The sequence below is a fragment of the Agrococcus lahaulensis DSM 17612 genome (assembly GCF_000425105.1).
GTDB classification, from domain to species: domain Bacteria; phylum Actinomycetota; class Actinomycetes; order Actinomycetales; family Microbacteriaceae; genus Agrococcus; species Agrococcus lahaulensis.
Map to the genome: position 1 here is coordinate 418,581 of NZ_AULD01000006.1, position 17,294 is coordinate 435,874.

The 17,294-nt window shown below is 73.8% G+C and carries 17 protein-coding genes and 1 tRNA gene; 10 read left to right on the top strand and 8 right to left on the bottom strand.

The genetic code is table 11. From position 1 onward, the window contains the following. Positions 1-27 precede the first annotated feature (27 nt). Both leuD and leuC read right to left on the bottom strand, forming a co-directional pair. Positions 28-651, bottom strand: a complete 624-nt coding sequence (gene leuD, locus H508_RS0106795; RefSeq protein WP_021010076.1) for a 3-isopropylmalate dehydratase small subunit — start codon at positions 649-651, stop codon at positions 28-30. After that, positions 651-2,090, bottom strand: coding sequence for a 3-isopropylmalate dehydratase large subunit (gene leuC, locus H508_RS0106800; protein WP_026373504.1), 1,440 nt, complete (start codon positions 2,088-2,090; stop codon positions 651-653). Before leuC ends, leuD begins: the two co-directional genes overlap by 1 nt. A 107-nt stretch (positions 2,091-2,197) precedes the next feature. On the opposite strand from leuC, the gene H508_RS0106805 reads away from it, so the two are divergent. The 3 genes from H508_RS0106805 to H508_RS0106815 all read left to right on the top strand — a co-directional run bounded on the left by H508_RS0106805 (position 2,198) and on the right by H508_RS0106815 (position 5,274). Next, complete coding sequence (locus H508_RS0106805) at positions 2,198-3,214, top strand: magnesium and cobalt transport protein CorA (protein WP_026373505.1); 1,017 nt, start codon at positions 2,198-2,200, stop codon at positions 3,212-3,214. 33 nt (positions 3,215-3,247) lie between these two features. Next, positions 3,248-4,234: a malate dehydrogenase gene (locus tag H508_RS0106810; protein WP_021010073.1), complete on the top strand. Its 987-nt coding sequence runs from the start codon at positions 3,248-3,250 to the stop codon at positions 4,232-4,234. A gap of 191 nt (positions 4,235-4,425) precedes the next feature. Next, positions 4,426-5,274, top strand: a complete 849-nt coding sequence (locus H508_RS0106815; protein ID WP_021010072.1) for an endonuclease domain-containing protein — start codon at positions 4,426-4,428, stop codon at positions 5,272-5,274. Positions 5,275-5,340: 66 nt separating this feature from the next. Here H508_RS0106815 and H508_RS0106820 read toward each other — a convergent pair. Beyond that, positions 5,341-5,413: transfer RNA gene (locus tag H508_RS0106820), tRNA-Glu, on the bottom strand. Between the two features lie 83 nt (positions 5,414-5,496). Then, on the bottom strand, positions 5,497-6,384 hold the full coding sequence (locus tag H508_RS17395) for a diacylglycerol/lipid kinase family protein (protein ID WP_021010071.1): 888 nt from the start codon (positions 6,382-6,384) through the stop codon (positions 5,497-5,499). Between the two features lie 76 nt (positions 6,385-6,460). On the opposite strand from H508_RS17395, the gene H508_RS0106830 reads away from it, so the two are divergent. Both H508_RS0106830 and H508_RS0106835 read left to right on the top strand, forming a co-directional pair. Next, positions 6,461-7,102, top strand: coding sequence for an MBL fold metallo-hydrolase (locus tag H508_RS0106830; RefSeq protein WP_026373506.1), 642 nt, complete (start codon positions 6,461-6,463; stop codon positions 7,100-7,102). A gap of 28 nt (positions 7,103-7,130) precedes the next feature. After that, positions 7,131-7,892 carry a sulfite exporter TauE/SafE family protein gene (locus H508_RS0106835; protein WP_026373507.1) on the top strand — a complete coding sequence of 254 codons (762 nt, stop codon included), beginning with the start codon at positions 7,131-7,133 and terminating at the stop codon, positions 7,890-7,892. A 27-nt stretch (positions 7,893-7,919) separates the two neighbouring features. Here the strand turns inward: H508_RS0106835 and H508_RS0106840 are convergent, their stop codons facing one another. Then, on the bottom strand, positions 7,920-8,846 hold the full coding sequence (locus H508_RS0106840) for an NAD(P)/FAD-dependent oxidoreductase (protein WP_051222911.1): 927 nt from the start codon (positions 8,844-8,846) through the stop codon (positions 7,920-7,922). 28 nt (positions 8,847-8,874) lie between these two features. Between H508_RS0106840 and H508_RS15060 the strand changes: the two genes are divergently transcribed. After that, on the top strand, positions 8,875-9,309 hold the full coding sequence (locus H508_RS15060) for a helix-turn-helix domain-containing protein (RefSeq protein ID WP_035254212.1): 435 nt from the start codon (positions 8,875-8,877) through the stop codon (positions 9,307-9,309). An 18-nt stretch (positions 9,310-9,327) separates the two neighbouring features. Further along, positions 9,328-10,080, top strand: coding sequence for a TSUP family transporter (locus H508_RS0106850; protein ID WP_021010066.1), 753 nt, complete (start codon positions 9,328-9,330; stop codon positions 10,078-10,080). A gap of 118 nt (positions 10,081-10,198) precedes the next feature. Here H508_RS0106850 and H508_RS0106855 read toward each other — a convergent pair whose 3' ends face one another. Continuing rightward, positions 10,199-11,158 carry a succinylglutamate desuccinylase/aspartoacylase family protein gene (locus tag H508_RS0106855; protein WP_035254215.1) on the bottom strand — a complete coding sequence of 320 codons (960 nt, stop codon included), beginning with the start codon at positions 11,156-11,158 and terminating at the stop codon, positions 10,199-10,201. Beyond that, positions 11,151-11,639: an ATP-dependent zinc protease family protein gene (locus H508_RS0106860; RefSeq protein WP_026373510.1), complete on the bottom strand. Its 489-nt coding sequence runs from the start codon at positions 11,637-11,639 to the stop codon at positions 11,151-11,153. Before H508_RS0106860 ends, H508_RS0106855 begins: the two co-directional genes overlap by 8 nt. A 37-nt stretch (positions 11,640-11,676) precedes the next feature. Between H508_RS0106860 and H508_RS0106865 the strand changes: the two genes are divergently transcribed. After that, on the top strand, positions 11,677-12,873 hold the full coding sequence (locus tag H508_RS0106865) for a RimK family alpha-L-glutamate ligase (RefSeq protein WP_021010063.1): 1,197 nt from the start codon (positions 11,677-11,679) through the stop codon (positions 12,871-12,873). A 19-nt stretch (positions 12,874-12,892) separates the two neighbouring features. Here the strand turns inward: H508_RS0106865 and H508_RS0106870 are convergent, their stop codons facing one another. Continuing rightward, positions 12,893-15,847 carry a cytochrome P450 gene (locus H508_RS0106870; RefSeq protein WP_026373511.1) on the bottom strand — a complete coding sequence of 985 codons (2,955 nt, stop codon included), beginning with the start codon at positions 15,845-15,847 and terminating at the stop codon, positions 12,893-12,895. A 99-nt stretch (positions 15,848-15,946) separates the two neighbouring features. Here H508_RS0106870 and H508_RS0106875 point away from each other — a divergent pair, with 99 nt between their 5' ends. Beyond that, positions 15,947-16,870 carry a LysR family transcriptional regulator gene (locus H508_RS0106875; protein WP_026373512.1) on the top strand — a complete coding sequence of 308 codons (924 nt, stop codon included), beginning with the start codon at positions 15,947-15,949 and terminating at the stop codon, positions 16,868-16,870. Then, positions 16,867-17,268 (top strand): HtaA domain-containing protein, encoded by a 402-nt coding sequence (locus H508_RS0106880; RefSeq protein WP_026373513.1) that lies wholly within the window; start codon positions 16,867-16,869, stop codon positions 17,266-17,268. Before H508_RS0106875 ends, H508_RS0106880 begins: the two co-directional genes overlap by 4 nt. The last annotated feature ends 26 nt before the right edge of the window (positions 17,269-17,294 follow it).

The following is a 17,294-nucleotide window of genomic DNA, read 5'->3' on the forward strand; positions in this document are numbered from 1 at the left end:
CGGCGCTCTTGCTGAACTCGGTGAGGTTCACGAGGCTCCTTGCGTTCGTGCCTGGGGCGTCCGATCCTGCGTCGTGGGCATCCACGACGGACGCTTGGCCTCGAACGCGGAGATCGCGGCTTCGTCGCGCAGGGTGAGCGCGATGTCGTCGAGGCCCTCGAGCAGGCGCCAGCGAGTGTAGTCATCGATCTCGAAGGGATGGCTGACACCGGCTGCGGTCGCGGTGCGAGCCTCGAGGTCGACCGTCACGGGCTCGCCCGGGTTCGCGCGCGCGACGGCCCACAGGGCCTCCGTCGCCTCCTCCGTGATCTTGCCGACGAGCAGGCCCTGCTTGCCGGCGTTGCCGCGGAAGATCTCGCCGAAGCGCGGCCCGAGCACGGCGGTGATGCCGAAGTCGCGGAGGGCCCACACGGCGTGCTCGCGGCTCGAGCCGGTGCCGAAGTCGTTGCCGACGACGAGGATGCCGCCGTGCCGGTAGGGCTCCTGGTTGAGCACGAACGCGGGATCCTGCCGCCACGAGTGGAAGAGCGCGTCGTCGTAGCCGGTCTTCGTGACCCGCTTGAGGAACACGGCGGGGATGATCTGGTCGGTGTCGACGTTCGAGCGCTCGAGCGGCACGATCGGGCCCGTCAGCGTGCTGATCTTCTCCATCAGGCGACTCCGTCCTTCACGAGCTCCGCCTCGGCGGCCTCCAGGTCCCACGGGCTCGAGAGCGTGCCGCGGATCGCGGTCGCCGCGGCGACGAGCGGCGAGACGAGGTGCGTGCGACCGCCCTTGCCCTGCCGGCCCTCGAAGTTGCGGTTCGAGGTCGACGCGCAGCGCTCCCCCGGTGCGAGCTGGTCAGGATTCATGCCGAGGCACATCGAGCAGCCGGCGAAGCGCCACTCGGCGCCGAAGTCCGTGAAGACCTTGTCGAGCCCGGCGGCCTCGGCCTCGAGCCGCACCCGTGCCGAGCCCGGCACGACCAGCACGCGCACCCCATCCGCCTTCTTCCGACCGCGGATGATCTCGGCCGCCGCCGTGAGGTCCTCCATGCGCGAGTTCGTGCACGAGCCGATGAAGACGGTGTCGACGGCGATGTCCTTGAGCCGCGTGCCGGGCTTGAGGTCCATGTACTCGAGCGCCCGCTCGGCGGCCGCGCGGTCGGTCGGGTCGTGGAACGACTCGGGCGCCGGCACCTCGCCCGAGAGCGAGACGCCCTGGCCGGGGTTCGTGCCCCACGTGACGAAGGGCTCGAGCTCGGATGCGTCGATGAAGATCTCGGCGTCGAAGACGGCGTCGTCGTCGGTCGGGAGCGTCTTCCAGTACTCGAGCGCCGCATCCCAGTCGGCGCCCTTGGGCGCGTGCGGCTTGTCCTTCACGTAGGCGAAGGTCGTCTCATCGGGCGCGACCATGCCCGCGCGGGCGCCGGCCTCGATCGACATGTTGCAGATCGTCATGCGGCCCTCGATCGAGAGCGAGCGGATCGCGCTGCCGCGGTACTCGAAGACGTAGCCGGCGCCGCCGCCGGTGCCGATCTTGGCGATGACCGCGAGGATGATGTCCTTCGCCGTCACGCCGGGGCGCAGCTCGCCCTCGACGTTGATCGCCATGGTCTTGAAGGGCTTGAGCGGGAGCGTCTGCGTCGCCATGACGTGCTCGACCTCGCTCGTGCCGATGCCGAACGCCATCGCGCCGAACGCGCCGTGCGTCGAGGTGTGCGAGTCGCCGCAGACGACGGTCACGCCCGGGAGTGTGAGGCCGAGCTGCGGGCCGACGAGGTGCACGATGCCCTGCTCCTTGTCGCCGAGCGAGTGGATGCGCACGCCGAACTCGGCCGCGTTCTGCCGCAGGGTCTCGATCTGCTTGCGGCTCGTCGGGTCCTGGATGGGCTTGTCGATGTCGAGCGTCGGCGTGTTGTGGTCCTCGGTCGCGACCGTGAGGTCGGTGCGACGGAGGCCGCGGCCGGCCTGGCGGAGGCCGTCGAAGGCCTGCGGGCTCGTCACCTCGTGCACGAGGTGGAGGTCGATGTAGATGAGGTCGGGGGCGCCGTCCTCGCCCTTCACCACGACGTGGTCGTCCCACACCTTCTCAGCGAGCGTCTTGCCCATCTGCCCTCCCAGCACTTGCGCGACCGCGATCGGCCATCCGATCAGTCTACGCGGGGGCCGGTGCCGCTCCTCTGTCGGCGAACACGCCGCGGCCGTACATTGCTCGCATGGCCATCGCCGACGCATCCGTCTGGGCCGAGGGCACGCGCGTCGACGGCGCGGTGCCGTTCGATCGAGTGCTCGAGACGGCCGCCGAGCGCGGAGGCTTCGCGTGGGTCGACCTCGTCGACCCCGACGAGCCCGAGCTGCTCGCCGTGACGGCGGAGCTCGAGCTGCACCGGCTCGTCATCGAGGACGTGCTGCAGCGCGGGCAGCGCCCGAAGCTCGAGCCCTACGACGGCGTGAGCTACTGCGTGCTGCATCGGCTCGAGCAGCTCGGCGAGCGGCTCGTCGCCCACGAGGTGCACGCGATCGTCGCGCCGCGCTGCGTCGTGACGATCTCGTGGGATCGCCGCGAGGGGCTCGCCGATGTGCGCGAGCGGCTCGGGTCGGGCCGCGACGGGCTCGAGGTCTCGCCGGCGACGGTGCTCTACGCGCTGCTCGACGAGACGGCGGACCAGCACGCGGCTCTCGCCGACGCGATGCGGGAGCGCATCGCCGAGATCGAGGAGTCCTTCTTCGGGGAGGGCGATCCGGGCACCGTCGACGTGTACCGCGCGCTCCGCCGGGTGGTGGCGATCGAGCGCGCCGCGGAGCCGGTGAGCGGCATCGTCGAGCGGTTCGCGGCGCGCCTCGCGCGAGAGCCCGAGCGCGAGGCCGACGAGCTGCGCAGGCACCTCCGCGACGTCGACGACCACGCGCAGCAGACGGCTGCCAGGCTCGAGGCCGCGCAACGGCTGCTCACCTCGCTGCTGCAGCTCGCGTCCGCTCGCGTCGCCGAGCGGCAGAACGACGAGATGCGCGCGCTCACGGCGCTGCAGGTCGAGCAGAACGAGCAGACGAAGAAGGTCACGTCGTGGGCCGCGATCCTCTTCGCCCCGACCCTCATCGCCAGCATCTACGGCATGAACTTCCGCACGCTGCCCGAGCTGCACTGGGGTCTCGGCTACCCCTTCGCGCTGCTGCTCATGGTGCTGCTCGCGGGCGGCCTCTACCTCGCGTTCCGGCGGCGGGGCTGGCTCTAGCGACGTCCAGGGAGCGCACGGCACGATGGGCGCATGCGCGCTCCCATCACCGTCGCCGTCACGGGCGGCGCAGGCCAGATCGGCTACCAGCTGCTGTTCCGCATCGCCGCGGGCGACATGCTCGGGCCAGACCAGCCCGTGCGGCTGCGGATCCTCGAGATCCCGGATGCGCTGCCGGCGCTCGAGGGCGTCGTCATGGAGCTGCACGACTCGGCCTTCCCGCTGCTGCACTCGGTCGACACGACGGCGGATGCGTCGGTCGCCTTCGAGGGCGCCGGCCACGCGCTGCTCGTGGGCGCGCGGCCGCGCGGGCCGGGCATGGAGCGCTCCGACCTGCTCGCCGCGAACGGCGCGATCTTCAGCGCGCAGGGACGCGCGATCCAGGAGCACGCGAGCCAGGACATCCGCATCACCGTGACGGGGAACCCGGCGAACACGAACGCGCTCATCGCGGCCGCCGCCGCGCCCGACATCCCGCGCGAGCGCTTCTCGGCGCTCACGCGGCTCGACCACAACCGCGCGATCGCGCAGCTCGCTGCGCGGACGGGCGAGCCGGTCGCCGGCATCCGGCGCATGATCGTGTGGGGCAACCACTCGACGACGCAAGTGCCCGACCTCACGCACGCGATCGTGGGCGAGTCGCTCGCGACCGACCTCGTCGAGCGCGAGTGGGTGCGCGACGAGTTCGCGCCGACGGTCGCGAACCGCGGCGCGGCGGTCATCGCGGCGCGCGGCGCCTCGTCGGCCGCGTCGGCCGCGTCGGCGACGATCGACCACGTGCGGTCGTGGATGCTCGGCACGGCGCCCGATGACTGGACGTCGATGTCGGTCATCTCGCGCGGCGAGTACGACGTGCCCGAGGGGCTCGTCTCGTCGTTCCCGGTGACGACCGCCGAGGGCGAGTGGTCGATCGTCGACGACCTCGAGCTCGAGCCGGAGGTCGCGGAGCAGCTGCGCGCCTCGGTCGCGGAGCTCGAGCAGGAGCGCGAGCAGGTGCGGGCGCTCGGCTACCTGGGCTGAGGCGGGCGAGGCGTCACGCAGGGAGTCGCGATTCGAGATCCGTCACGGAGGGAGTCGATCGTCGACTCCCTCCGTGACATCGACTCCCTGCGTGATGCACTGTCGCATCGGATCGACCGCGGCGTCCGCCGCTCTCCACAGCGCGACGCCGCGTCGGCATGCCGTGGCGTCGGAGCAGGCACGCTTCGTCGATGCGCAGCATCATGGCCGACGTCCTCGCGGCGCAGGGCGCGACGACGCGCGCCGCGCTGCACGCCCTCGGCCATCCGTACCGGTCGATCCGAGCTGAGGTCGCGAGCGGACGGCTCGTCGCCATCGGCAGGTGGTGGGTCGTCACGCCTGACGCGAATCCGGCGATCGGAGCAGCGCTTCGGAGCGGCGGGGTCCTCGGCGGAGCCAGCGCTCTGCGCTCCTACGGCGTCTGGGTGACGGAGCTGCGCGTGGTGCAGATCGCCACCCGCCCGCACTCCAGTCCGCCGAACGTGCTCGAAGGCGAACGCATCTGGAGCGACTTCACGGTCGACGACAAGCTGTGGCGCGTGAGCCTCGTCGATGCGCTCGCGCAGCATGCCCGGCGGGTGGAGCGGGACGACGCGATCGCCTCGATCGACAGCGCGCTGCACAAGGGGCTCCTCGGTGAGGATGGGCTCGACCGGCTCTTCGGGATGCTGCCGCTCCGGTGCCGGCCATGGCGGCGCGAGCTCGACGCGAGCGCGGAGTCGGGGCTCGAGTCGCTGCTGCGCGTGCCGTGCCGCGACCGCGGATGGCGCGTCGAGACGCAGATGCCCGCACCGGGCGGCGGTCGCGGTGACCTGCTGATCGATGGCTGGCTGTGGGTGGAGACCGACGGCGACGAGTGGCACGACAACGAGAAGCAGGCGGCGAAGGACCGGAGACGGGGCACCGCGATCACGGCAGCCGGCGGCCGCTGGCTGCGCTTCGGCTACGCCGATGTCATGCACGAGCGGCCGCGCACGATGTCGGTCATCGAGCTCGTGATGGCGCAGGGACGACCGGCGCCCGTCCGGCTCGCGGGGTGAGCGGGCTGCGAGGTCGGGCCGGGAACGGCGAAGCGCCCCGGTCGTGAGACCGGGGCGCTCCTGGTGTGACCCCAGCGGGATTCGAACCCGCGTTACCGCCGTGAGAGGGCGGCGTACTAGGCCGCTATACGATGGGGCCGTGCTGCTCTCGCTCGCGAAAGCAACCTGGATAGTGTGCCACACGAATCGGGCGTGCGCCAAATCGGCGCCGGCGGCGGCCCGTCACGGAGCTCGGAGCACCTGCAGCGCGCCCGGCATCGCGGTGCAGCGCACCGGCAGCCTCCCCACCATCTCCCCGTCTGCGCACACCGTCACCGGGTCGTCGCTCGCGATCTCGACCGACTCGCAGTCGCGGACGTGCAGGCGGCGATCGGCCTCGTGGCGACCGCGCAGCACCTTCGCGAGCGTGAGCAGGAACCGCGGGTACGACACCTCGTCGGCGAGCACCGCCGTGAGCCGGCCGTCGTGCAGCGACGCGCTCGGCGCGATCGGCACCCCGCCGCCGAACGTGCCGTTGTTGGCGATCGCCGCGATGAGCGTGCGCCACGACCGCTCCTCGCCGCCGTCGAAGCGCATCCGGAACGTGCGGTGCCGCGGCCGCAGGAGCGTCGCGGCGATCGCGGCGCGGTAGCGCAACGCGCGCGGCACGCGCGTGAACCGGTTCGAGCGCACCGTGACGTCGGCGTCGAAGCCGACCGAGACGACGCCCGCCGCGAGCTCGACCCCGTCGGGGTGCTCGATGCGCACGAGGTCGAAGCGCTCGGGCGAGGCCGCGAGCGCCGCTTCGAGCCCATCCATCGCCTGCTCCCCGATGCGGATCCCGAGCGAGGCCGCGAAGTCGTTGCCGCTGCCTGCCGGCACGATCACGAGCCGCTTCGAGGTGCCGCCGACGATGTTGACGCCGAGGTGCACCATGCCGTCCCCGCCCACGACGACGAGCGCATCCGCCGTCGTCATCGCGAAGCGCGACTGCTCGAGCTGGCCGCGGTAGTCGGCGGCCGCGATGTGCCGCACGTCGTGCCCGAGCGCGGCGAGGCGCGCAGCGACGCGCTCGCCGACAGCGCCCGCGCGGCCGGCGCTGGTCGGCTTCGACGCCACGACGATGCGCACGGGAGCGAGCCTAGGCGAGCCGCAGGCGCGACCGGTGCACCTGCACCGGCCCGCCGCACCGCCTATCGTGGATGCCATGCGAGTGACCAAGCGAGAGCACGCCTGCATGATCCTCGATGAGGACGGACGCCAGCTCGTCATCGACCCGGGCAACCAGACCGGCCCCGTCTCGGCCCCCGACCTCGTCGCGATCGTCATCACGCACGAGCACGCCGACCACTGGGACGCCGGCCGGCTGCGCGAGCTGCTCGCGGCCAATCCCGGCACGCCCATCTACGCGCCGGCGGGCGTCGCGGCCGCCGCGGAGGAGTTCGACGTCACGGTCGTGGAGGCGGGCGAGCGCGTGACCGCCGGCCCCTTCCGGCTCCGCTTCTTCGGCGGCACGCACGCCGAGATCCACCGCTCGATCCCGCTCGTCGACAACCTCGGCGTGCTCGTGAACGAGCGCTTCTACTACCCGGGCGACTCCTACGCGACGCCCGACGTCAAGGTGGAGGTGCTCGCGGCGCCCGCCGGCGCTCCGTGGCTCAAGATCGGCGAGGTGATGGACTTCGTGACCGCGGTCGCGCCGCGCGCGACCTTCGCGGTGCACGACGCGCCCCTCTCGCCCATGGGCCTCGGCATGGCGCACGCGCGCATCGAGGCGGCGGCCGCCGAGCACGGCGGCACGCACCACCGGCTCGAGAACGGCGACTCGCTCCGCATCGGCGAGCACTGATGACCGCGCGCCGCCCGGGCGCGCCGTCGTGATCGATCCGCTCACGCTGCTGCTCTACGCGGCGGCGATCTTCGTCGCGACGGTCGCCCAGCGCGTCGTCGGGCTCGGCTTCGGGCTCGTGATGGGCCCGGTGTCGACGATCGTCGCCGGCCCGATCGCGGCGGTGCCGCTCAACTGCATCTTCGCCGTCGTCGCGTGCTCGCTCATGCTGCCGGGCGTGTGGCGCGACGTCGACTGGCGACGGCTGACATGGCTGCTGCTGCCCGCGGTGCCCGCGAGCGTCGCGGGGCTGCTGCTGGCGCGCGTCGTGTCGGCGGATGCGCTCCGCATCGCGGTCGGGATCCTCGCGATCGCGGGCGTGCTGATCTCCGTCGTCTTCACGCGCTCGCGCCACACGCTCGACGGCCCGGGCACGCGCATCGGCTCCGGCCTCGCGATCGGCGGCTTCAACGCCGCGGTCGGCGTCGGCGCCCCGCTCGTCGGCATCTACGCGCTCGTGAGCCGCTGGGATCCGATCGTGCTCGCCGCGACGATGCAGCCCTTCTGGGTCGTGCTCAACCTCGTGACGCTCGGCCAGCGGGCGGTGCTCGTGCCCGAGGGCTTCCCCGAGTGGCCGTGGTGGGCGTGGGCTGGCGCCTCGGCCGCCGCTGCGCTCGGCACGCTGCTCGCCCACCGCATCGCCCACCGGGTGCCCGCGGGCCTCGCGCGCGCGGCAGTCATCGTGCTCTCCATCGTCGGTGGCGTCGCCGTCATCGGCACCGGCATCGCGGGGCTCCTCGCGACCGCTTGAGCCCGCGGCCCGTGCCGGGGGCGCGGCTCACGCGATGAGCTCCCGCACGATCCCCGCGGCCGCGAGCTGGCCGGCCGCCGCGGCCGCGATGACGGAGTGCCCGCCGGAGAGCGCCGCATCGCCCGCGGCGAGCACGCGCGGCACGCTCGTGCGGCCGAGCATGTCGACCTCGATCGTGCCGTCGGGCCGCATGGCGCAGCCGAGCACGTCGGGCAGCGTCGAGCCCTGCCGGAAGTCGCCGCCCGCGAGCACGCCGGTGCACGGCAGCGCCGTGCCGTCCTCGAGCTCGATCGCCGTCAGCCGGCCGCCGTCCTCGACGACACCGGTCGCGCACCGCTCGTCGACCTCGATGCCGCGGGCCGCGAGCGCCGCTCGCGCCTCCCGGTCGACGGGCAGCCCGTCGGTGAGCCACGTCACGTGCTCGGCCACGCCCGCCATGATGCGCGCGACGTGCTCGCGCTGCGGCTCGCCGCCGAGCACGACGACCCGGTCGCCGAGCTCGTGGCCGTGGCAGAACGGGCAGTGGGCGACCTGGCCGCCCCAGTGCCGCGCGAGACCGAGCGGCAGCGGCACGTCGGCGACGCCCGTCGCGAGCAGCAGGAAGCGCGCCTCGAGCCGCTCCCCGCTGGCGAGCTCGACCGCAACGGCGCCGTCCCCGACCTCGGCGGCGGCGACCCGGCCGTCGACGAGCCGCACGGTCGCGTAGCCGGCGAGCTGCTCGCGCGCCACGGCGCGGAACTCCGCGGGCGGCGTCCCGTCGCGCGAGACGACGTTGTGCATGTGCGCGGCGGATGCGTTGCGACCCGGACCGGCGTCGACGAGCGCGACGGAGCGGTGCACCCGCGCGAGCGTGAGCGCGGCCTGCAGCCCCGCGGGGCCGCCGCCGACGACGATGCAGTCGAGCGGCTCGGAGCCGGCTCGCGAAGGGTCCTGGACGAGGTCGAGCGTTGCCATGCGCACCAGCATGTGACTTCATGTCGACATGAGGTCAAGTCTGCTGTCGATCGGCGAGCTCGCCGCCGAGTTCTCCCTCGCCCCGCACGTGCTGCGCCACTGGGAGGCCGAGGGCGTGCTCGAGCCCACGACGCGCGTGGGCGGCAAGCGCCGCTACGACGAGAGCGCGCGCATGCGCATCGGCACGATCCTGCGCGCACAGGACGCGGGCATGTCGCTCGCCACCATCCGCTCCGTGCTCGCGACCGAGAGCGCCGCCGAGCGGCACGCGCTGCTCGCCGACCACGTCACCCGGCTCGAGCGCCAGCAGGCGGAGCTCGAGGCCGCGCTCGCCGTCATCCGCCACCTCCAGTCGTGCACCCACAGCGACTTCGCCCGGTGCCCGGGCTTCCGCGACCTCATCACCGCCGAGCCGCAGCCGATCGCGCACTCGGCGCGCCTGCACCGTCGCGCATCCCCCTGAGCACCTACGCTGACGGCCGTGGACCTCCTCTCCCTCGCCGTCGCGGCCGTCGCCGTCTTCATCGGCGCGGCGGGGCAGCGCATGATCGGGATGGGCTGGGGGCTCGTCGTCACGCCGGCGGTCGCGCTCGTGGCGGGCCCGCTCGCGGCGGTGCTCGTCGTCAACCTCTACGGCGCGCTCGCGTGCCTCGTGATCCTCCCGAGCGTCTGGCGCGACATCGACTGGCGGCGGCTCGCGTGGCTCGCCGTCCCCGCGGTCGCGATGATGGTGCCGGGGCTGCTGCTCGCGAGGGGTGCGGACACGGATGCGCTGCGCATCGTCGTCGGCGTCATCGCGGTCGTCGGGGTGGTCGTCTCGGTCGCCTTCACGAGCAGCGCGCGGGCGCTCGACGGCCCGCCGCTGCGCGTCGCCGCGGGGGCGACGATCGGCGTGCTCAACGCGAGCGTCGGCATGGGCGCGCCCGCGCTCGGCATCTACACGCTGCTCTCGGGCTGGCAGGACCGCACGTTCGTCGCGACGATGCAGCCGTTCTGGGTGATCGTGAGCGGCGTGATCGTCGCGATCCGCCCGGTCGTCGCCCCCGAGGGCGCTCCCGAGTGGCCCTGGTGGGGATGGGCGCTCATCGTGGTCCCGGTCGTCGCGGGCGTGCTGCTCGGCAACCGGCTCGCGCACCTCGTGAACCGCACGGTCGTCAAGTGGTCGATCATCGCCCTCTCGCTCGCGGGCGGCCTCGCGCTCATCGTGACGGGCACGACCGCGCTGCTGGCCTAGTGCGGCCCGACCGGCGCCGCGCTGCCGTTCGCGCCGACCGCCGGCGCTGCGCCACCAGCTGAGCCCGGCTCAACCGGACAGCCGACAGGGCGCGACAGCATTCGGCTCGCCCGCCCGACTATCCGGTTGAAGATCCTTCAGGCTCAGCGAGGTGCGCGACCGCATCGCCCGCGTGCACGATCGGCGCGCGGGTGAGGCCGATGACGATGCCGGCGCGGTCGGCGCGCACGATCCGGCCGCCCGTGCCGAGCGCATCCGCCACCCGGCCGAGCCGCGCGCCCGACTCGACCCGGTCGCCGAGCTCGACGTCGAGGTGCAGGATCCCGGTGCCGCGAGCGCGCACCCAGCCGCTCGCGCGGCACTCGAGCGACGCATCCGCCGCCTCGTCGTCGTCGAGCATCCCGAGCGCGGCGAGCACGCGCAGCACGCCCGCGACGCCCACCTCGATCGGCTCCTGCTCGAGCCGCAGCGCCTCGCCCGCCTCGTAGAGCAGCGCGATCGCGCCCGCCTCGCGCGCGGCCTGGCGGAGCGAGCCGTCGCGCAGCTTCGCGTGCAGCATGACGGGAGCACCGAACGCGGCAGCGAGCCGGCGCGTCTCGGGGTCGTCGAGGTCGGCGCGGATCTGCGGCAGGTTGTCGCGCCGGTCGGAGCCCGTGTGGAGGTCGATGCCGACGTCGCAGCGCGCGACGACCTCGGTCATGAGCAGGTGGGCGATGCGGCTCGCGAGCGAGCCGCGCGCCGAGCCGGGGAACGAGCGGTTGAGGTCGCGGCGATCGGGCAGGTAGCGGTCGCCGTTCAGGAACCCGAGCACGTTGACGACCGGCACGGCGATGAGGGTGCCGCGGAGCCGCTTGGGCGACACCTGCGCGAGCACCTGCCGGATGACCTCGACGCCCACGACCTCGTCGCCGTGGATGGCGGCGTCGATCCAGACGACCGGCCCCTCCTCGCGGCCGTGCAGCACGCGCACGGGGAGCGAGACGTCGCCGCCCGTCACGAGCCGGGCGATCGGCAGCTCGACGCCCTTCGCCTGGCCGGCGCGCACGCGCACGCCGCCGATCGCGAACGACTCACGCACCGGCGCGGCCCCGGTTCTTGAGCCGCACGGTGCGCGCGGGACGGCCGCCGAGGTACGAGCGCGCCGAGTCGACCGCGAACCCCTGGCGGAGCGCCTCGCGCCCGACGAGCAGCCGGAAGCCCATCTCGTCGCGGCGCGCGAGCGTCACCTCGGTGAGCACCTCGCGCCCGAGCAGCGCGAGCGCCGTGCGGATGACGATGCGCTCCTGCTCGTGACCCGTCGAGGAGCGGACGAGCCGGCGGTCGTGCACGGGCACCTCGACGACGACGGCATCGGCAGCCGAGCGCTGCCACGGGTGCACCGAGAAGCGCACCCAGTTGGCGCCGTCGCGCGTCGACTCGACGATGTCGAACGCGTGCAGGGCGCTCGTGCGCGCGCCGGTGTCGAGCTTGGCCTTCACGTGCGGCACGCCGAGGTGCGGCAGGCCGACCCATTCGCGCCAACCGGCGATCGCAGGCCTGCGAGGATGGTCATCGCCCATAGGCCCCCATCCAAGCAGGAAGGCAGGTCGACCTCGCATGAGGCTCGCCATCCTCTCGCGCGCTCCGCGCGCCTACAGCACCCGCAGGCTCCGCGCCGCGGCCGCCGAGCGCGGCCACGACGTCAAGGTGCTCAACACCCTGCGCTTCGCGATCGACCTCTCGGGCGAGGCGCCCGACCTGCAGTTCCGCGGCCGGCAGCTCACCGACTACGACGCGATCCTGCCGCGCATCGGCAACTCGATCACCTACTTCGGCACCGCGGTGGTGCGGCAGTTCGAGCAGATGGACGTCTACACACCCAACACCGCGAACGGCATCGCCAACTCGCGCGACAAGCTGCGGGCGACGCAGATCCTCGCGAGGCACGACATCGGGATGCCTCCCACGACGTTCGTGCGCGACCGCGCCGACGTGATCCCCGCGATCGAGCGCGTCGGCGGCGCACCGGTCGTGCTGAAGCTCCTCGAGGGCACGCAGGGCATCGGCGTCATCCTCGCGCCCACGATCAAGGTCGCCGAGGCGATCATCGAGACGCTGCAGAGCACCAAGCAGCAAGTGCTCATCCAGCGCTTCGTCGCCGAGAGCAAGGGCCGCGACATCCGCGCGCTCGTCGTCGGCGACCGCGTCGTCGCCGCGATGCGGCGCAGCGCCCAGGGCGACGAGTTCCGCTCGAACGTGCACCGCGGCGGCAGCGTCGAGCCGGTGACGCTCGACCCCGACTTCGAGCGCGTCGCGGTGCGCGCCGCGCAGATCATGGGCCTCAAGGTCGCGGGCGTCGACATGCTCGAGGGCAACGACGGCCCGCAGGTGATGGAGGTCAACTCCTCCCCCGGGCTCGAGGGCATCGAGCGCGCGACGCGGCTCGACGTCGCGGGCGCGATCATCGACTACATCGACAACCAGGTCGCGTTCCCGCAGATCGACGTGCGCGAGCGGCTCGCCGTCTCGACGGGCTTCGGCGTCGCCGAGCTCGTGGTGCACGGCGACGCCGACCTCGTCGGCAAGCCGCTCGACGCGTCGGGGCTCCGCGAGCGCGACATCACGGTGCTGACGCTGCACCGCGGCACGACCGTCATCCCGAACCCGAAGGGCACCGAGGTGCTGCACGCCGAGGACCGGCTGCTGTGCTTCGGCCGGCTCGAGGAGATGCGCTCGATGATCCCGGCGCGGCCGAAGCGCCGGGCGCGGGTCAAGAAGCTGCCGAAGGTGCCGCTGCCGCCGCAGGAGGACTGACGACGGCTCGGCCGGCGCGTCAGGCGACCGGCGCGGCCGCCTCGGCGAGCACCCCCTCGGCCCACTCGAGCGCAGCCTCGGTCGCGGGCACGGGCCCGCCGGCATCGTGCCGCCCGTACTCGCCGACGCGCTCGGCGCCGCACGCCGCGAGCGCCTCGGCGACGAGCTCGCTGCCGCGCGAGTACGTCTTCGCGTAGCTGCGGTCGCCCATCCCGAAGGCCGCGAAGCGCACGCCGCGGAGATCGGGGCGCTCCTCGACGAGCGCGCGGAGGAACGGCCGGGCGCTCGTCGGCACCTCGCCGTCGCCGTACGTCGAGCAGACGAGCAGGTGGAGGCGGCTCGCATCGAGGTCGCCCGGCGCGGCGTCGGCGATGTCGACGACCTCGACCGCCGCCCGGCCCGCGAGGCCGCGCCGCAGCTCGTCGGCGACGAGCTCGGCGCCGCCCGACTCGGTGCCGAACAGCACCGTCACCGGCAGCCCCGCCCCCTCGGTCGCGGTCTCGAGGCGCTCGACCTCCGGCAGCGGGATCGTCGCGTCGCGCGCAGCCTCGAGCAGCGCGGCGCGCGAGCGCAGCTTCGACCGCGAGCGCCCGGGCGCCGCGCCGAGCTGCTCGCGCACGTCGATGCGCCGCCAGCCCTCGAAGTCGGTCTCCCCCTCGACCGGCGGCAGCCCGTCGCGGCCCGCCCCGATGGCGCCGGCCTCGAGGTCGTCGGCGATGAGGCGCGCGAGCTCTCGCGCGTCGGTGCGCTGGTCGGGGATCGTGCCGCGCGGCCCGCGCCGCAGCCAGCCGGCGGTGTAGAGCCCCGGCTCGACCCGGCCGCTCGCGTGCGCGCCCGGTTCGACGAGGCACTCGTCGTCGGCGGCGAAGCCGACGGCCGTCACGATCGCGTCGGCCCCGAGCTCGACCTCGCCGTCGGCACCGCGGAAGACGGCCCGCTCGACCCGGCCGTCGCCCTCGATGCGCGCGGGCGAGAGCCCGAACCACCAGTGCACCTCGACGCGCGGCTGGGAGGAGGGCTCCGCGACCAGACCCCGCACCGCATCCGCCCGCGCGTCCTTGCCCGGCTCGATGCCCTCGAGCCCGGCGCCGTGCACGCGATGCGCAACGCCCGGCAGGCCCGCGAGCTCGCGCACCATGACCGGGTCGAAGCGCGCGGCGCTCGGGGCGCTGCGGCCGACGACGTGGATCGTGCGCACGGCACCGGCGAGCCGCTCGTGCGCCTCGTCGTCGACGTCGGTGCCGCCGAGTCCCTCGGCGTCGCGCGCGAGCAGGCGCACGACGTCCATCGCGACGTTGCCGTGGCCGACGACCACGACGCGCTCGCCGAGTGACGGCGCCTCGCCCTCGTCGGCGTGCGCGTTGAGCAGCCGCGTGATGCGGCCGGCGCCGTGGACGCCCTCGAGCGCGTCGCCCGGCACGTCGAGCGGCCGATCGGCGCGCATGCCGGTCGCGAGCACGACGGCGTCGTAGGCGCCTCGGAGCGCGTCGAGCGGCACGTCGACGCCGACGCGCACGTTGCCGCGGAACCGCACGCGCTCGTGCTGGAAGAGCCGGTCGAACTGCCGCGCGACCGACTTCGTGCCGGGGTGGTCGGCGGCGACGCCGGAGCGCACGAGCCCGTACGGCACCGGCAGCGCGTCGAGCACCTCGAGCTCCGCCGCCGGGAAGCGGCGGCGGAGCGCCTGGGCGGTGAAGCAGCCTGCGGGGCCGGCGCCGACGATCGCGATGCGCGGCGCGGCCGGTGCGGCGGCTGCCGGCGCGGCGACGACCGTCGCGGGCTCGGCGACCGAGCGCCACCGCACGGGCAGGCTCGTCATGCCGCGGAAGACCCAGCCGGTGATCGTCGGGGGCGCCTCGGGCACGACGTCGAGCCCGCGCAGCCGCTCGAAGAGCATGGGCAGCGCGACATCGGCGACCTCCGAGCGCGCGACCCACGCGCCGAGGCACACGTGCACGCCCTTCCCGAAGGCGAGGTGCGGCTTGACCTCGCGGCGCACGTCGAAGCGTGCGGCGTCCTCCCACACGCGCTCGTCGCGGTTGGCGGAGAGGATGCAGATGCCCAAGCGCGCGCCGGCGGGCAGCCGCACGCCGGCGAGCTCGGTGTCGCGCGTGACCTGCCGCGAGTAGAGGCCGATCGGCGCGACCCAGCGGATCGTCTCGTCGAACGCGGCGTTCCAGAGCGAGGGGTCGGCCTCGACCGCGCGCCGCTGCTCGGGGTGCGTCAGCAGCGCCCACGCGGCCACGCCGAGCGCGTCGCGCGGCTCGTTGAGCCCGCCGCCGATCGTCATCTTGACGTTGGCGCGGATGCGCTCGATCGGCATCTCGTAGTCGGGGATGCGCAGGAGCTGCGACAGGAGCGACTCGTTCGGGTTCGCCGCGTGCCACGGCAGCACCTCGTCGAGCGCCGCGTCGACCTCGTCGAACGAGCGCATCCCCTTCGCCCACACCTCGGGATCGTCGGCGTAGTTGCCCGTCGCGTCGATCAGCGTCTGCGACCAGCGCTGCAGGTCCTCCTGCCGGGCGTTGGGGAGGCCGATGATCTCGCGCAGGCTCTCGGCGGCGTAGGGGGCGGCGAAGTCCCAGATGAGGTCGGCGCCCGGCCCCTTCTCGACGAGCTCGTCGAGGTAGCGCTCGGCGTTCCGCTCGAACGACGAGCGCCACACGCGCTGCACGACCCCGGGTCGCAGCGCCGGCTGCCAGGCCTTGCGCTCGAGGTAGTGCTCGGGGTCGTCGCGCCGCAGCATCGAGTGGCCCATCGCGCGGATCTGCAGCGAGCCGCGCTCGTTCGCCGAGAACACCTCCTGGTCGAACTCCGTCTCGTGCACCGCCTCGTAGGAGGTGACGAGGTAGCGCCCGACCGCGGGCACCCAGTGCACGCCGCCCTCGGCGCGCAGGCGCTCGTAGATCGGGAACGGGTCGCGGTCCAGGTCGGGGATCGTCACCCAGTCGGCGACGGGAGCTTCGGTCGGCATGGAGCACATCCTCGTGATCGGTCCTGCCTCGATCATCCGCCACCGACTACGTTGGCGAAAGCGGATCAATCGCACGTTCTACCTCGGAGGAGCCGACGAATGGATGCCCTCGACGCGCCAGCGTTCACGCTCCGGCAGCTCTCCTACCTCGTGTGCGCGGCCGACGAGGGGACGATCGCGGCCGCCGCGGCTCGGCTGCACGTGTCGCCGTCGGCGATCTCGGAGGCGATCAGCGAGCTCGAGCGCGAGCTCGGCTCGCAGCTGGCGGTGCGCCGGCGGGCACGGGGCCTGACGCTCACGAGCACGGGGGCGGATGTCGTGGCTCGCGCGCGCGGGCTGCTCGCGACCTCCCGCGAGCTCGAGACCTCGCTGCGCGGCGCCCCCGGCGAGCTCGTCGGGCCGATCACGATCGGCTGCTACCCCACGCTCGCGCCGACGATCCTCCCGCCGCTCCTGGCCGGCTTCGGCCGAGCGCACCCGCGTGTCGAGCTCGACATCGTCGAGGCGACGCACGACCGGCTCGAGGGCCGGCTCGAATCGGGTCGCATCGACGTCGCCTTCGTCTACGACACGCTCGTGCCGGGCGAGCCGCGCCGCGCGAAGCTCTTCGAGCTGCCGGCGCACGTCGTCGTGGCGGGCGACGACCCGCTCGCGGCGGGCGGCTCGGTGCGCCTCGCCGAGCTCGCCGAGCGCGACCTCATCCTGCTCGACGCGCCGCCCTCGAGCGAGCACACCCTCTCGCTCTTCGCCGCCGCGGGCGTCACGCCGCGCGTGCGCCATCGGGTGCAGAGCTCCGAGGCCGTGCGCGCACTCGTGGGCCGCGGCCTCGGCTACGGCATCCTCGTGCAGCGGCCCGCGAACCCCGCGAGCTACGAGGGCTACCCTGTCGCCATGCTCGAGATCGCGCCGCGCGTGCCGCCCGTCGGCATCGACGTGATCTGGCCCGCGTCGCCCGAGCCGACCGCCCGCACGCGCGCCCTCATCGACTTCGCGCGCTCGCTCCCCTGGCCGGGCCGGCGGTGACCGCGCTCGTCTGGGGCATCAAGGCGTCGCTCCTCGACTACGTGCGCGGCCGCGGCGCCGGCACCGTCGAGGCCGGCGACGGGGCGACGGCCGAGGGCGACGCCTTCCGCTTCCCCGGCGGCGACGACGGCGCGTTCCTCGGGTCCGTGACGCTCACCGCGCACAGCGGCATGCTGCGCCTCGTCATCGCCGAGCCGGCGATCGTCCGGTCGCCGGACCGCTGGCGGCTCGAGATCGCCGACCCCCACGAGCCCGGCGCGCGCCTGGCCTTCGCGACCATCGCGGCGTTCGACGGCGAGCGCGCCACGGGCACCGCGCTCACGCAGGACGGCGCCGACCTCTTCTTCGGGCCCTACGAGCCGGGCACGCCGCTCGACGACCCGCGCGTCGAGCCCTGATCCATCGCGGCGCGGACGCGGAACGG

Bases quoted from the DNA above. Each gene is read 5' to 3' on its own strand.
- leuD (WP_021010076.1), bottom strand. From the start codon at position 651: ATGGAGAAGATCAGCACGCTGACGGGCCCGATCGTGCCGCTCGAGCGC.
- leuC (WP_026373504.1), bottom strand. From the start codon at position 2,090: ATGGGCAAGACGCTCGCTGAGAAGGTGTGGGACGACCACGTCGTGGTG.
- H508_RS0106805 (WP_026373505.1), top strand. From the start codon at position 2,198: ATGGCCATCGCCGACGCATCCGTCTGGGCCGAGGGCACGCGCGTCGAC.
- H508_RS0106810 (WP_021010073.1), top strand. From the start codon at position 3,248: ATGCGCGCTCCCATCACCGTCGCCGTCACGGGCGGCGCAGGCCAGATC.
- H508_RS0106815 (WP_021010072.1), top strand. From the start codon at position 4,426: ATGCGCAGCATCATGGCCGACGTCCTCGCGGCGCAGGGCGCGACGACG.
- H508_RS0106830 (WP_026373506.1), top strand. From the start codon at position 6,461: ATGCGAGTGACCAAGCGAGAGCACGCCTGCATGATCCTCGATGAGGAC.
- H508_RS0106840 (WP_051222911.1), bottom strand. From the start codon at position 8,846: ATGGCAACGCTCGACCTCGTCCAGGACCCTTCGCGAGCCGGCTCCGAG.
- H508_RS15060 (WP_035254212.1), top strand. From the start codon at position 8,875: ATGAGGTCAAGTCTGCTGTCGATCGGCGAGCTCGCCGCCGAGTTCTCC.
- H508_RS0106860 (WP_026373510.1), bottom strand. From the start codon at position 11,639: ATGGGCGATGACCATCCTCGCAGGCCTGCGATCGCCGGTTGGCGCGAA.
- H508_RS0106865 (WP_021010063.1), top strand. From the start codon at position 11,677: ATGAGGCTCGCCATCCTCTCGCGCGCTCCGCGCGCCTACAGCACCCGC.
- H508_RS0106870 (WP_026373511.1), bottom strand. From the start codon at position 15,847: ATGCCGACCGAAGCTCCCGTCGCCGACTGGGTGACGATCCCCGACCTG.
- H508_RS0106875 (WP_026373512.1), top strand. From the start codon at position 15,947: ATGGATGCCCTCGACGCGCCAGCGTTCACGCTCCGGCAGCTCTCCTAC.